Source organism: Streptomyces sp. NBC_00377 (genome assembly GCF_036075115.1).
Taxonomy (GTDB): domain Bacteria; phylum Actinomycetota; class Actinomycetes; order Streptomycetales; family Streptomycetaceae; genus Streptomyces.
In genome coordinates, this window is record NZ_CP107958.1 from 8,368,171 (window position 1) to 8,380,593 (window position 12,423).

Annotated in this window: 11 protein-coding genes and 3 pseudogenes; 9 read left to right on the forward strand and 5 right to left on the reverse strand. The window is 70.4% G+C overall.

Features of this window, described 5'->3' with window-relative positions; genetic code table 11:
- The first annotated feature begins 62 nt into the window (after window positions 1-62).
- From OHS71_RS37240 to OHS71_RS37250, 3 genes are all read left to right on the forward strand, one after another.
- Window positions 63-665: a TetR/AcrR family transcriptional regulator gene (locus tag OHS71_RS37240; protein WP_328483730.1), complete on the forward strand. Its 603-nt coding sequence runs from the start codon at window positions 63-65 to the stop codon at window positions 663-665.
- 118 nt (window positions 666-783) lie between these two features.
- Entirely contained in the window at window positions 784-1,245 is a 462-nt protein-coding gene (locus tag OHS71_RS37245) for a hypothetical protein (RefSeq protein ID WP_443047128.1), read from the forward strand.
- A gap of 63 nt (window positions 1,246-1,308) precedes the next feature.
- The gene (locus tag OHS71_RS37250) at window positions 1,309-2,319 is read left to right on the forward strand and encodes an enoyl-CoA hydratase/isomerase family protein (protein ID WP_328483732.1); all 1,011 of its coding nucleotides are present in this window, start codon (window positions 1,309-1,311) and stop codon (window positions 2,317-2,319) included.
- 418 nt (window positions 2,320-2,737) lie between these two features.
- Here OHS71_RS37250 and OHS71_RS37255 read toward each other — a convergent pair whose 3' ends face one another.
- Window positions 2,738-3,205 carry a winged helix-turn-helix transcriptional regulator gene (locus OHS71_RS37255; RefSeq protein ID WP_328483733.1) on the reverse strand — a complete coding sequence of 156 codons (468 nt, stop codon included), beginning with the start codon at window positions 3,203-3,205 and terminating at the stop codon, window positions 2,738-2,740.
- Between the two features lie 105 nt (window positions 3,206-3,310).
- On the opposite strand from OHS71_RS37255, the gene OHS71_RS37260 reads away from it, so the two are divergent.
- The 3 genes from OHS71_RS37260 to OHS71_RS37270 all read left to right on the forward strand — a co-directional run bounded on the left by OHS71_RS37260 (window position 3,311) and on the right by OHS71_RS37270 (window position 7,579).
- Complete coding sequence (locus OHS71_RS37260; RefSeq protein WP_328483734.1) at window positions 3,311-3,811, forward strand: PaaI family thioesterase; 501 nt, start codon at window positions 3,311-3,313, stop codon at window positions 3,809-3,811.
- A 593-nt stretch (window positions 3,812-4,404) separates the two neighbouring features.
- Window positions 4,405-5,292, forward strand: coding sequence for an oxygenase MpaB family protein (locus OHS71_RS37265; protein ID WP_328483735.1), 888 nt, complete (start codon window positions 4,405-4,407; stop codon window positions 5,290-5,292).
- Window positions 5,293-5,347: 55 nt separating this feature from the next.
- Window positions 5,348-7,579, forward strand: coding sequence for a serine/threonine-protein kinase (locus OHS71_RS37270; RefSeq protein WP_328483736.1), 2,232 nt, complete (start codon window positions 5,348-5,350; stop codon window positions 7,577-7,579).
- Window positions 7,580-7,627: 48 nt separating this feature from the next.
- Here OHS71_RS37270 and OHS71_RS37275 read toward each other — a convergent pair whose 3' ends face one another.
- On the reverse strand, window positions 7,628-7,912 hold the full coding sequence (locus tag OHS71_RS37275; protein WP_328483737.1) for a hypothetical protein: 285 nt from the start codon (window positions 7,910-7,912) through the stop codon (window positions 7,628-7,630).
- Between the two features lie 196 nt (window positions 7,913-8,108).
- Between OHS71_RS37275 and OHS71_RS37280 the strand changes: the two are divergent.
- Window positions 8,109-8,600: pseudogene (locus tag OHS71_RS37280) on the forward strand (transposase); the annotation flags it as partial.
- Between the two features lie 45 nt (window positions 8,601-8,645).
- Window positions 8,646-9,020 (forward strand): annotated as a pseudogene (locus tag OHS71_RS37285) (integrase core domain-containing protein); the annotation flags it as partial.
- Here the strand turns inward: OHS71_RS37285 and OHS71_RS37290 are convergent.
- Window positions 9,020-9,409 (reverse strand): annotated as a pseudogene (locus tag OHS71_RS37290) (3'(2'),5'-bisphosphate nucleotidase CysQ); the annotation flags it as partial. The pseudogenes OHS71_RS37285 and OHS71_RS37290 sit on opposite strands and share 1 nt — an antisense overlap.
- A gap of 126 nt (window positions 9,410-9,535) precedes the next feature.
- Between OHS71_RS37290 and OHS71_RS37295 the strand changes: the two are divergent.
- Window positions 9,536-10,456: a LysR family transcriptional regulator gene (locus OHS71_RS37295; protein WP_328483738.1), complete on the forward strand. Its 921-nt coding sequence runs from the start codon at window positions 9,536-9,538 to the stop codon at window positions 10,454-10,456.
- Window positions 10,457-10,512: 56 nt separating this feature from the next.
- Here the strand turns inward: OHS71_RS37295 and OHS71_RS37300 are convergent, their stop codons facing one another.
- Both OHS71_RS37300 and OHS71_RS37305 read right to left on the reverse strand, forming a co-directional pair.
- Window positions 10,513-11,367: a hypothetical protein gene (locus OHS71_RS37300; protein ID WP_328483739.1), complete on the reverse strand. Its 855-nt coding sequence runs from the start codon at window positions 11,365-11,367 to the stop codon at window positions 10,513-10,515.
- Window positions 11,368-11,809: 442 nt separating this feature from the next.
- On the reverse strand, window positions 11,810-12,406 hold the full coding sequence (locus OHS71_RS37305; protein WP_328483740.1) for an NADPH-dependent F420 reductase: 597 nt from the start codon (window positions 12,404-12,406) through the stop codon (window positions 11,810-11,812).
- Window positions 12,407-12,423: the final 17 nt, after the last annotated feature.

Sequence of the window (12,423 nt, forward strand, 5' to 3'; positions counted from 1 at the left end):
ACGCGGTAATGACTGTCATCGTAACTGATTGCAGTCAGAATCTACTCCTGGAGGACACCGCCATGTCTGTCGCCCCCCGGTCGGTCGGACGGCGCGAGCGGAACAAGCAGGAGAAACTCGACCGCATTGTCGCTGCCGCCAGTGAGCTGTTCGCCGAACACGGCGTCGATGACGTCACGACCCAGCAGATCGCCGACAAGGCCGACATCGGCACCGGGACGCTGTTCCTCTATGCCAAGACCAAGGGCGAACTGCTCCTGCTCGTGCAGAACGCCAAGTACGCCGAAGCGCTCCAGCAGGGCCGGGCGGACGCCGAGACCGTCCCGGACGTGCTGGACGCGGTGATCGCGATCGTCCGGCCGATCGTGGAGTGCAACCGCGTCCAGATCGACAACGGCCGCACCTACCTGCGAGAGATGGTCTTCGGTGACCCCGAGGAGCCCCGGCACGGCGCGGCACTCGCCATCGTCGCGCAGACCGAGGAGGCCATCGCCGCCGTGCTGCGCCGAGATGAGCGCGTCTCGGAGGGCGACGCCGCGACGCTGGCACACATCGTGTCCGCCGTGATGTTCCTCAGCACGGCGGCGAGCGTGAACATCGCCCTGAGCGTCGAGGAGATCGTGCAGGAGATCCGCAGGCAGGTCGACGTCCTGCTGCCTCGCTGAAGCCCCGCCCGGCCTCAGGGCCGGGCGATCGTCAGGACGGTCTTCGGCGGCGTCATGACTCCGACCCCGACCCCGACCCCGACCGCGGCGACGGCGCGGCGGCCTGTGGTTCGGTCGGGTGAGTTCACCGCACCGGAATCTCGTCGGCGTTCACTCCGGAAGCGGTTCATCGGCCCATTCGGCGACCTGGGCGCCGCTCGTGCACGGTATGAGCCGTCCGGTCGGTGCTCACTTCCACGCCGCGCACGGTCTGTCGAACGCGATGCTCTTCCCCGCGGTGACCGCGTTCTCCGTGCCCGCCGCCGTGAGCCGGTACGCCGACTGCGCCCGCGCCCCCGGAGCCGCCCCCGCCGGCGACAGTGCCGCCCTGGCCGCCGATAGGCTCGTGGAGGCGCTCCGAGCCCTGTGCCAGGATCTTGTGGTGCCCACCCCAAGAGCCCACGGGATCGACAAGGACGAGTGGTTCCGCCTGTTGCCCCTCACGGCCGGGCAGGCGCTCGCGTCCGGATCCCCGGCCGACAACCCCGTCGTACCGACCGTGGACGAGATCCACGATCTCTACGCGCAGAGCTACGCCTGACCGGCGAGTGAGGAACGTGATGGCCACGACAGCAGGTCCGCACGGACGGCGAGGTGACGACCGATGACCGACACCGCGGCGGCCGAGATTCTCGCCGACGTCCACCGGGGCGTCGGCCGCATCCTGCTGAACCGGCCCAAGGCGCTCAACGCCCTGACGACGGACATGGTCGTCGCCATCGACCGTGTGCTCGCCGGGTGGGAGCACGCATCGCTGTCCGCTGTCGTGCTCGCCAGTACCAGCGCGAAGGCGTTCTGTGCCGGTGGAGACATCCGTACGGTCCGCGAGCACAGCCTCGCCGGGGACGCCGAGGCCAGTGAGCGGTTCTTCGCCTCCGAGTACCGGCTCAACGCCCGGATCGCCGAGTACCCCGTGCCGGTCGTGTCGCTCATCGACGGCCTGTGCATGGGCGGCGGTCTCGGTCTGTCCGTGCACGGCGGCTTCCGCGTCGTCACGGAGCGCGCGGTGCTGGCGATGCCCGAGACCGGGATCGGGTTCTTCCCGGACGTCGGGGCCAGCTACTTCCTGCCGAGGCTGCCCGGCGCGATCGGCATGTACCTGGGACTGACCGGGCACCGGCTCGACGCGGCCGACGCGCTGTACACGGGACTGGCCACGCACTTCGTCCCCGCGGACGGGCTCGACGCGGTCGGGGAGGCCCTGGCCGACAGCCCCCGCGACCCGGTGGACGTGGTGCTGAACCGCCTTGCCGGCCGTTCCCCGGTGGCGGGCAGCGGGCTGGCGGACGTACGCGGGGACATGGACTGGGCGTTCGGCGCGCCGGCCCTCGGTGAGATCGACAAACGCCTGCGCCACCTCGACACCCCCTGGGCGGCAGCCGCGCTTGCCGCCTTGGAGTCCGCTTCGCCGCACAGCTTGGAGATCACTCACGCCTTGCTGGCCCGGGGCAGGCAGCACACGTTGCGCGAGTGCCTCGGCCACGAACTGGCCCTCACGCGCACGACCGTCCGCTCGCCGGACTTCCTGGAGGGTGTCCGTGCGGCCCTGGTCGACAAGGACCGCACTCCCCGCTGGCGACGTGCGTCGCTCGGCGGACGGACGCTGCTCTCCTGAGCATGTCTTCCCCCGCCTGCGTGCCTGAACATGTCTTCCCCCCGCGTGCGTGGCGGTCCGTCCGGCGTGATCACACTCCTGACACGTTGCGGGTGCGAGGGCTTGACCACGGCTCGGGGGCGTCGTGGAGATGTGCGGCGCGTCGTGTCGCAGGCTGCCGTCCTCGATCCTGCTCACCGTCAAATGCCGGCGTTTTGGACCGTGCCGACGTCAGGAACTCGGCCGGGGGAGACATCCGTCCGATCCGCGGGTACGGCCTCGCCGGGGATGCCGAGGCCGGTGGGGCTTCTCTCGCGAGACTGTGACCGGAGCACTCGTCGGGTGATGTCGGCGGCGCGCCGAAGCCGACCGTGCGCTGAGCCACGGCACTCGGCTGCTGTCTCACCGCAGTCCGGCCCGCGACCGCGAGGTCGATGGCTCACGACCTGAGGCGGGCGCCCGTTCCCAGCCGGGCGGTGACTTCACGCGGCGTGAGGGTGGAGTGCTCGGCGGAGCATTCGACGACGACGCGGACCGCGGCGTCGCACTCGGTGTGGCGGACGTCCAGTACAGGACCCTCGGAACCGAGGGTGTATGCCTCGCCCCATTGGCTCAGCGCCATCAGCACGGGCCACAGGTCCCAGCCCTTGCGGGTCAGGCGGTATTCGTTGCGCGAGCGGCTGCCGGGCTCCCGGTAGGGGACGGTCTTGAGGATGCCGGCCGAGGTCAGCTTGCGGAGACGGTCGCTGAGGACGGCCTCCGACAGGCCGATGTGGCGGTGGAAGTCGTCGAAGCGGCGGACTCCGTTGACGGCGTCACGCAGGATCAGCAGTGTCCATTTCTCCCCGATCACGTCGAGCGTGCGCTTGACGGGGCAGTTCTCCGTGCTCGCCTCAAGCCACTCCATTCCGCCATCGTAAGGGACCTGCCTTCGCCATTGACAGTCAGGTGACCAAAAGTCTAGCTTCATTTGAAAAAGTCAGCTGGCAGTCAGAGAGAAGGGCGCTGGACGGTGGGGCGAACGCGTACGTATCAATGGGGTGATCCCGCGATCTCGGCGGAGGCCGCCGCGGGCATGGCCGGCCTCGACTTCCTGCGCGAGATGCAGGCGGGGCGGTTGCCGAGGGCGCCGATCGGCGACACCGTCGACTTCACCCTGGACGAGGTGGAGCCTGGCAGGGCGGTCTTCTCCCTGACACCGGGCGAGGAGCACTACAACCCGATCGGCAGCGTCCACGGCGGCATCTTCGCCACCCTGCTCGACTCGGCGGCGGGCTGCGCCGTCCAGTCCACCCTTCCGCAGGGGACGGCGTACACCTCGCTCGATCTGACCGTGAAGTTCCTGCGACCGATCACCGTGGACACGGGCCCGGTGCGCGCCATCGGCACGGTCGTCAACAGGGGGCGCCAAACGGCCCTTGCCCAGGCGCAGTTGCTCGACGAGAAGGACCGACTGCTCGCCCACGCCACCAGCAGCTGCATGCTCTTCCCGGTGCCCGACCGTCGGGTGTGACTCCGCAGGCAGGGCCCTCGGTCCGTGGGGGGCAGTCGGGACACAGGGAGTGCACGGGGCTCCGCCGCAGTAGATCCGGTACTGCGGCAGTGTGGCCTGACCGGCGATCGCCCCGCCCTTGCCGTAGACGATCACGGAGTTCGCGCCGTTGGAGGACTCCATCACGTTCAGGCCCTCCTCGATCTCCCGCTGAAGATCCCGAAGTCGCTGGCAGCCGGCCACGAAGATGTCGTGTACCTGCCCGGTGTCACCGGGTAGTCCTGTCCCCGTGCGGTTCGCCGACGGCGAGTACGCCCACACCGGGCGCCGCGAGGGCCGGACCCGCTGCCGAGGGGCCGCGCCGCCGTGACCTCGGCTTGGCCGCCCCTCGGTCCCGCCAGGAGCCGTCCGGGGGAATGATCCGGCGGCGTTCCGGGAACGATGCGGGGACGGCGTCGTGAGGCGGGGATGCCCTGGGGGAGGAGCCGGAGGAGAGTGAGGCGTTTCTTGCGCGACCGCACAGGATCCGTGAGCTCGGAGCGAGGTGTCGGAAAGCATCGGCAGGCCGCCCTACGCTCCGCTGTGGCCGGTCGGCAGAGGCACAGGTCGCCGTGATGCCCCGAAGACGCCCGGCGGCTGTGGCCCCGCCTGCCGGTACGGACGCCGACCCAGGGCTGTACGGTCCGGCCAGTGTGACCTGGCAGATGCACGGCGACCCGATGATGTGGGTCGCCGGTGTGCGCGCTCTCTATCTCCAGGCGCTGCATCCGCGTGCCGTGCGCGCGGTCATGCAGAACTCCGACTTCCGGCGCGACGCCTGGGGCCGGCTGATGCGCACCGCCGATTTCGTCGGCACCACGACGTACGGCACCACCGAGGCCGCCGAGAAGGCGGCGGCGCGCATCCGGAAGATCCACCACATGCTGTCGGCGACCGATCCGGACACGGGGGAGCGGTACGCCGTCGACGAACCCGGACTGCTGGTGTGGGTGCACTGCGCCGAGGTCGACTCCTACCTGCACGTCCTGCGCCGCTCCGGCTATCCCCTCACCGACGCCGCAGCCGACCGCTACCTCGCCGAACACCGGGTCGGCGCCCGCCTGGTGGGGCTCGACCCCGACGCGGTGCCCGCCGACCGGACCGCCATGGCCGCGTACTTCGAGAACGTGCGTCCCGAACTGGCCGCCGGGGCGGAGGCGCGCGAGGTCGACGACTTCCTGCTCCGGCCCCCGGTGCACCCCCTGCTCGTCCCGGCGCGCGCCCTGCTGTGGCGGCGGGTGGCGCACCTGGCCTACGCCTCTCTGCCGCCGTACGCCCACCGGCTGTACGGCAGACGGGCCCCGGCGCCCGCCACCGTCACCCGGCAGTTGCGTGCCCTGGGCACCGTGCTGCGCTGCGTTCCCGCACGGGTGCGCTGGCAGCTCCCGCCCAGGCATGTACTGCGGGCCATGGCCAGACTCGGCCCCGAAGCCCGACCCGCCCCGTTCAAAGTCGGGCGATAGACAGCGATACTGGACCCGGCCGGGGAGGGCCGGAAAGCAACGGGGGCGGCGCACGATGGCGGAGAGCAGACTGATCCAGGGCCGGTACCGGCTGCTGGATGTGATCGGGCGCGGTGGCATGGGCGAGGTGTGGCGGGCCCGTGACGAGTCACTCGACCGGCAGGTGGCCGTGAAGTGTCTCAAACCGATCGCCGCGCACCACGACCCGTCCGCCGGGCGGGTCCGGCGTGAGCGGTTCCGGCGTGAGGGCCGGGTCGCCGCCTCGCTCCAGCACCGCGGGGTGACGGTCGTCCACGACTTCGGGGACAGCGACGGCGTCCTCTTCCTGGTCATGGAACTCCTCGACGGCAGCAACCTGTGCCAGCTGCTGGACGACAACGACCGCCGGCCGCTGCCCGTCCCCGAGGTCGTGGAGATCGCCGAACAGGTCGCCGCGGCCCTCGCCTACACCCACCGCCAGGGCATCGTGCACCGCGACCTGAAACCCGCGAACATCGTGCGGCTCACCGACGGCACGGTGAAGATCTGCGACTTCGGGATCGCCCGCCTCGGCCACGACGCCGGCTTCACCTCGCGCCTCACCGGCACCGGCATCGCCATGGGCACCCCGCACTACATGTCGCCGGAGCAGATCGGCGGTGAGGAGGTGGACCGGCGCAGCGACCTGTACTCGCTGGGCTGCGTGCTCTACGAGATAGCCACCGGCGCCCCGCCGTTCGACCTGGAGGACCCCTGGTCGATCCTCGTCGGCCACCGGGACACCCCGCCCGTGCCACCCCGCGAGCACCGCCCCGACCTGCCCGAGCACCTCGACCGGATCATCCTGGACCTGCTGGCGAAACCACCCGGAGAGCGCCCCCAGGACGCCGGTGACATCGTCCGCCGCCTCGACACCGGCCGCGCCACGCCCGGGTACGTGCCGACGCTGGTGACGCCCCGGCCCGAGCCGCTGCCGTCCGGGTCCGCCGGCCGCGAGCCTCACCTGCCGTCCTGGACGCAGGGCATGACCACCGGCCACAAGGCCACCGGCGCCGGAATCCGGATCGCGCCCCCGGACGCGGGGGCGGCCCTGACCGGCGAGTGGATCCCGCGGCCGGCGCTCGGCGCGGTCCCCGTCCCGCCGGCGCCGGACACCCCGTCCCCGCAGGCGCTCACCGCGCTCGACGCCCGGCACGGCGCCGGCCTCAGCCTGGGGCGGCTGGGCCGCTGGGGCGAGGCCGGGGAGGTGCACCGCGCCGTCGCCGCCGAACGCGCGCATCTCCTCGGCCCCGACCACCCCGAGACCCTCGCCAGCCGCTACGAGGTCGCCTTCACCCTCAGCCGTACCGGCCGCGCCGCCGACGCGCTGCGCGAGTACCAGCAGGTCGCCGCCGCCCGTACCCGGGTGCTCGGTGCCGAGCACGCCGACACCCTCGCCACGCGCCAGGAAACGGCCTACGTGCTCGGCCGGCTGGGCCGCCACTTCGACGCCCACCAGATCTACTCCTCGGTCCTCGCCGCCCGGATGCGCACGGCGGGGCCCGACCATCCCGACACCCTGCGCTGCCGGCACAACCTCGCCTTCAACCTCAGCAGGCTCGGCCGTCTGGAGGAGTCCCACCGGATGGCGAGCGAGGTGGCCGCCGCCCGCGCCCGCGTCCTGGGCCCCGCACACCCGGACACCCTGGTCACCCGCTACGAAGTCGCTTACGCGCTGGGCCAGTTGGGTCGATGGGCGGAGGCTCTTCAGACCTACCGCGAGGTCGCGGCGGCCCGTGCGCAGGCGCTCGGCCCCGACCACCCCGACACCCTGGCCGCCCGCTACGAGAGCGGCATCAGCCTCGGCCGCCTCGGCCGCAGCGCGGAGGCACTCCGGCTCTACCGCGACCTCGTGGACGATCGCACCCGCGTCCACGGCCCGGCGCATCCCGAGACCCTGCGGGCCCGCCACGGTCTGGGCGTCAATCTCGGCCGACTGGGCCGGTGGGAGGAGGCGCTCGCCGAGTCGCGGGACGTGTGCGCGATCCGCGAACGCGTCCTCGGGGCCGACCACCCCGACACGCTCGTCAGCCGCCGTGAGGTCGCCGTCGGCCTGGGCTGGCTGGGCCGCTGGGCCGATGCCCTGGCCGAGTACCGGCGGGTGTCGACGGCCCGTGAGCAGGTGCTGGGCGCCGACCACCCCGACACCCTCGCCGGCCGCAACGACGAGGCGCACTGCCTGGAGCAGCTCGGCCGGGGCCAGGAGGCGGTCGCGCTGTACCGCAGGGTGGCGGTGCTGCGGCAGCAGCGGGCGGCCGGGGGAGCGTAGACGCGGGCGGCGGGGGCGGCGGGGGCGGCGGGGGAGCGCGGGGGTCCCTCAGCTCCAGCCCAGCTCCGTGTACAGCCGCCCGGCGCCGATCCCGGCGATCGCCGCCCTCGCGTACGGCACCATCGGCTCCGGCAGGGCGTCCGGGGGCCACCAGTCCCGGCCGAGACACTTGTCCGGCTCCAGCAGCCGTGGTTCGCCCTGCCACCGCCGGGCGCGGAAGACCAGCTGAAGGCGCGGCTGTGTACCGGCCCGGTCGACGACGCGGACGACATGCGCCAGCTCGACGTCCTTCGCGATCGGGACTGTAAGACGTTCGGTGTAACTCCCGATCATGGAAGATGCATCGATGACCAGTGAGAACGTGTCCGAGTCCGAGGCTGTCGAGCCCACGAAGGCTGTGTCGGCGAAGGCCGTAGACGACCAGCTGATCGACGAGCTGGTGGGCCGCGCCCAAGCCGGGGGCCTGCAACTGAAGCCGACCTCGGTCAGGACGGTCTTGGAGCGTTTGCCGGTGCGGGAATTGGAGACCGTCTGGCCCAGGACGATCGTGCAGACCTGCGTGGTGCATCTGCTGCGGAACTCCTTCCGCTATGCCGCCCGCCAGGACTGGGACAAGATCGCCAAGCTTCTCAAGCCCGTCTACACCGCCCCCACCGAAGAGGCCGCGCTGGATCGGTTCGCCGAGTTCGCCGACGCCTGGGGCCGGAAGTATCCGGCGATAGTGAAACTGTGGGAAAACGCCTGGGAGGAGTTCACTCCGTTCCTCCGCTTCGACACCGAAATCCGCCGCATCGTCTGCACGACGAACGCGATCGAGTCCGTCAACGCCCGCATCCGCCGGGCGGTCAAGGCCCGCGGACACTTCCCCAACGAGCAGGCCGCACTGAAGTGCGTCTACATGGCAATCATGTCTCTCGATCCCACAGGCAAGGGGCAGGCCCGCTGGACCATGCGCTGGAAGACCGCCCTGAACGCCTTCGATATCACCTTCGACGGCCGCCTGTCGGCGGCCCGTCAGTAACCTCAACTACCGCAGTTACACCAGTCGTTTGACAGTCCCCGACGAAAGAAGGAGACCGCCACCGCCTTCTGGACACGGGCCCACGCCTTCTTCACCAACTACGGGATGACTGTCGAGCGGGTGCTGACCGACAACGGATCCTGCTATCGCTCACGCGACTGGCGCGATCTGCTGGCAGCAGCCGGGATCGCCCACAAGCGAACCCGGCCCTACCGGCCGCAGACCAACGGCAAAGTCGAACGCTTCAACCGCACCCTGCTCGACGAATGGGCTTACGCCCGCCCCTACCCCTCAGAGACCGAACGACGCGAAGCGTTCCCCGGCTGGCTGCACACCTACAATCACCACCGCGGACACACCGCACTGAAGGGCCAACCACCCGCCAGCCGCGTCCCCAACCTCTCAGGGCAATACATCTAGGTGTCGCCGGTCAGCGGGAGGTGCCCGAGCGTGAGGACCGGCTGGTTGTCACGTACGAGGGTGGCGGTGACGGCCCAGTCGCCCATGCCGTGGACGTGGTTGATGTTGCCCTCGGCCGGGTCGCAGACCCACCAATCGCCCGGTGGGAGCGCCCCGCCCGCCAGTTCGTACTCCACCCACCGCGCCACCGGACGCAGCTCCAGCAACGGCCGGCGCAGGACGGCCAGGACCGCGTCGTCGTTCGCGCGGGTCTCCTCGACGACATCCTTCAGGCTCACGCCCCGGGCGTGGGGTGTGTAGCGCTGCCGCAGGGTGGCTCCGGCGTCCTCCACCACGGCGGTCACCGCGGGCAGAAGCGTGGCGCCGAGGCCAGGCATGGCTGCGGCCATGGGGTGCTCCCTGGATTCGGTAGTTAGCGGGGCGGTGTTGGGTGTTCCTCTCGGCCCCGCGTCTCGAAGGTGGAAGCCATCACTGTTCACGACAGTTGAATGATATTCATTTGTATAGTTACTGCCATGCAACTGGATTTGAATCTGCTTACTGCCCTGGACGCGTTGCTGGAGGAGGGCAGCGTGACTGGGGCCGCGGACCGGTTGCACGTCACCGCGCCGGCGATGAGCCGCTCGCTGGGCCGTATCCGCAAAGCCACCGGCGATCAGATCCTGGTCCGTACCGGACACCACATGACGCCCACCCCCCGTGCGTTGACCATGCGCACCGAGGTCCATGCTCTGGTACAGCAAGCTCACCAGTTGCTGTCCGCCCGTACGGACCTCGACCTGGCTGGCCTGGAGCGGGTGTTCACCGTCCGTTTGCACGACGCTCTCACCACCGCCTGCGGGAGCGCCCTCGTCGCCGCGGTGCACCGCCAGGCCCCGGGGGTGAAGATGCGTCTCACGGTCGAGCCCGGCCACGACACCCCTGAGCTGCGTCGCGGTGAGGTCGATGTGGCCTCCAGTGACGGACCGCCGTCCCAGCCCGACATCCGTCAGCGCCTCATCGGCCAGGACAGGATCATCCTTGCTGTTCGGGCGGATCATCCGCTCGCCGCAGGGCCGGTGACCGTCGAGAGGTACGCGGCGGCCGATCACGTGACCGTCTCCCGGCGTGGAAGCCTGCGCGACCGGGTCGACGAGGTCGTCGCCGCCCTCGGCCACGAGCGCCGTGTCATCGTCTCCGCCCCCGCGACGGACACCGCGCTGCAACTCGCCCGTGACGCCGATGTCGTGGTCACCCTCCCCGACGCGGTCACCCGCTCCGCCCGCGAGCAGCTCGGCCTGACCACGCTGCCGCTGCCGTTCGACCTGCCGCCCGTGCCTCTCTATCTGCTCTGGCACAAGCGTTACGACAACGACCCCGCCCACACCTGGCTGCTCAACGTGGCGACCCAGACCCTCCAGGACCTGTTCACCACCCCGCATACCTCTGACCAGTAGCGTTTCGTCAGGGCATTCTCGATGAGCTTCAAGGGCGGCGGGGTGTGTCGATGCATTCATACTCCCGACCGGTCTTCCGGTTGGAGATCGTCGGCTGCTTTCGGTACGTCGGCCTTCCCTCGGCGGATGCGGCGTACGCCTTCGATGACGCCGGTCACCACGAACGCGAGCCCGACACCGACGGCGATGGCCAGCGGCGTGTTCTCCTGGAACCCGACACCGCCGAAGTAGCCGGTGAGTGCGGTGTACGCGCTCCAGGTGGCGGTGGCGAACGCGATGAACAGTAGGTACTTGCCCAACGGGTAGCGGACGAGCCCGGTGGACAGGGTGGCCAGGTATCGGCCCACCGGGATGAACCGTGTGGTCACCAGGAGGAAGCCGCCGCGGGCGTCGAGTTCGCGGGTGAACCAGTCGTGTGCCGCCCGGCGTTTGCCGCCGGTGAGCGGGCCGGCCTCGAACTGATTGATCATCCACATGGTCGTGCCTTCCGCGACGCGCGCGTACCCGCCGCGGGTACCGTCCCGTCCCACCGTGAGCACGGTGCCCTCGGGCCGTTCGTTCCCGGCGGGCACCATCGCACGCCAGGCGTAGTGCCCGGCGTGCACCGCGGCGTCGCTGCCGGGTACGAGTCGGGCGCGCACGCGGGAGTACACCCCGTCCGCGCCGATCAGCAGATCTGCCCGGAGCTCTTCACCGTCGGCCAGATGGACGACGATCTCCGTCTCGTTCTCGGTGTACGCGGCCATGCGCGTGCCGAGGAGGATCCGGTCCCGGCCGACGGCGTCGGCGAGTAGATCGCTCAGCGCGGGTCGCCGCACGAGCAGGAAGCGATGCTCGCGCGCCCCGAATTCGGCGGCACGGACCGGGTGCCCGGCGGCATCGTAGAACCAGGTGCCGACTTCGCGGCCCATGCGGCGCACCGCGGGGGTGGGGGTCTTGCTCCCTGATCCTGAACAGGGCCTTGTGGCTTCGGCCGGCGTAGTTGATGTTGTTTGGAGTGCTCGCTCATAGGCGAGGTGGCGGCAGAGCGCGCCGTCGTTGGCCAGCCGATGGGCGATCACCTCCAGTGCCGCTCGGAAGAACGGATGAGCGGGGTGCGCCAGCCGCAGCAGTGCGACCCTTGCACCCGGCGAAGCGACGCTCGGACTTCCGACGTGCCTCGCCTCGGTTCAGGGCACGACGACGAGCCGCCGACTCGGTCGGCGGCTCGTCGTGAAGGATCGACGCTAAGCCATAGAGATCAAAATCGGTGCAAACCAATCGGAGCCTGACGGCTGTTGTGGCCGTGCTGTGCAGGCGTCAACCCGCCGCTGTCGGTGGCCACGTCGGCGATCCAGCAGTGTCCCGGGGCTTTCAGCGGGCGAGCGAGACGGCAAACGGTGTGAATCCGCTGGACCGGATCACGTGGGGGACGAAGAGTATGGCGGCCTCGGTTGCACGGGCGGTTTCGATGCCGCCGAGGTCGGTGATCCAGTCCTGCTGCCAGCCGAGGTCGGAGAGAAGCCCCCGTACGACCTGCTTGGCCTCCTGGTCCGCGGCGGAGAGGAAGACGGTCGGGGCCTGAGTGAGCGCGGCGGGCGCGGTCATCACCGGGAAGAGCATCGTGTTGAGTGTCTTGACGACGCGTGTTTCGGGGAGTGCTTCCTGGAGTTGCTCGGCGAGGCTCGAGCCGGGGTAGATCAGGTCGGCGGGCAGTCCGTCGGGTCCGTCGGTGGTGGCGTTGGAGACGTCGATGAGGATCTTGCCCCGCAGTTCGTCGCGCAGCGCGGTGAGCCGCTCCAGCGAGCCGGCTCCCGGGGTGGCGTTGATGACGACCTGGGCTCTCCGGGCGGCGTCGGCGGCGGCGCCCGGCTCCCGGTCCACCGCGGTCACCTCGTGTCCTGCCTTGGTGAGGGCGGTGGCGAGGTTGCCTCCGACGCGGCCGTTTCCGAGAACTGCGATCGTGGTCATGATGATGTGGTCTTTCC

What these genes read in the sequence shown, in the direction of transcription:
- OHS71_RS37265 (WP_328483735.1), top strand. Translation starts at nt 4,405, where the DNA reads ATGCCCCGAAGACGCCCGGCGGCTGTGGCCCCGCCTGCCGGTACGGAC.
- OHS71_RS37295 (WP_328483738.1), top strand. Translation starts at nt 9,536, where the DNA reads ATGCAACTGGATTTGAATCTGCTTACTGCCCTGGACGCGTTGCTGGAG.
- OHS71_RS37305 (WP_328483740.1), bottom strand. Translation starts at nt 12,406, where the DNA reads ATGACCACGATCGCAGTTCTCGGAAACGGCCGCGTCGGAGGCAACCTC.
- OHS71_RS37275 (WP_328483737.1), bottom strand. Translation starts at nt 7,912, where the DNA reads ATGATCGGGAGTTACACCGAACGTCTTACAGTCCCGATCGCGAAGGAC.
- OHS71_RS37250 (WP_328483732.1), top strand. Translation starts at nt 1,309, where the DNA reads ATGACCGACACCGCGGCGGCCGAGATTCTCGCCGACGTCCACCGGGGC.
- OHS71_RS37240 (WP_328483730.1), top strand. Translation starts at nt 63, where the DNA reads ATGTCTGTCGCCCCCCGGTCGGTCGGACGGCGCGAGCGGAACAAGCAG.
- OHS71_RS37300 (WP_328483739.1), bottom strand. Translation starts at nt 11,367, where the DNA reads ATGGGCCGCGAAGTCGGCACCTGGTTCTACGATGCCGCCGGGCACCCG.
- OHS71_RS37255 (WP_328483733.1), bottom strand. Translation starts at nt 3,205, where the DNA reads ATGGAGTGGCTTGAGGCGAGCACGGAGAACTGCCCCGTCAAGCGCACG.
- OHS71_RS37270 (WP_328483736.1), top strand. Translation starts at nt 5,348, where the DNA reads ATGGCGGAGAGCAGACTGATCCAGGGCCGGTACCGGCTGCTGGATGTG.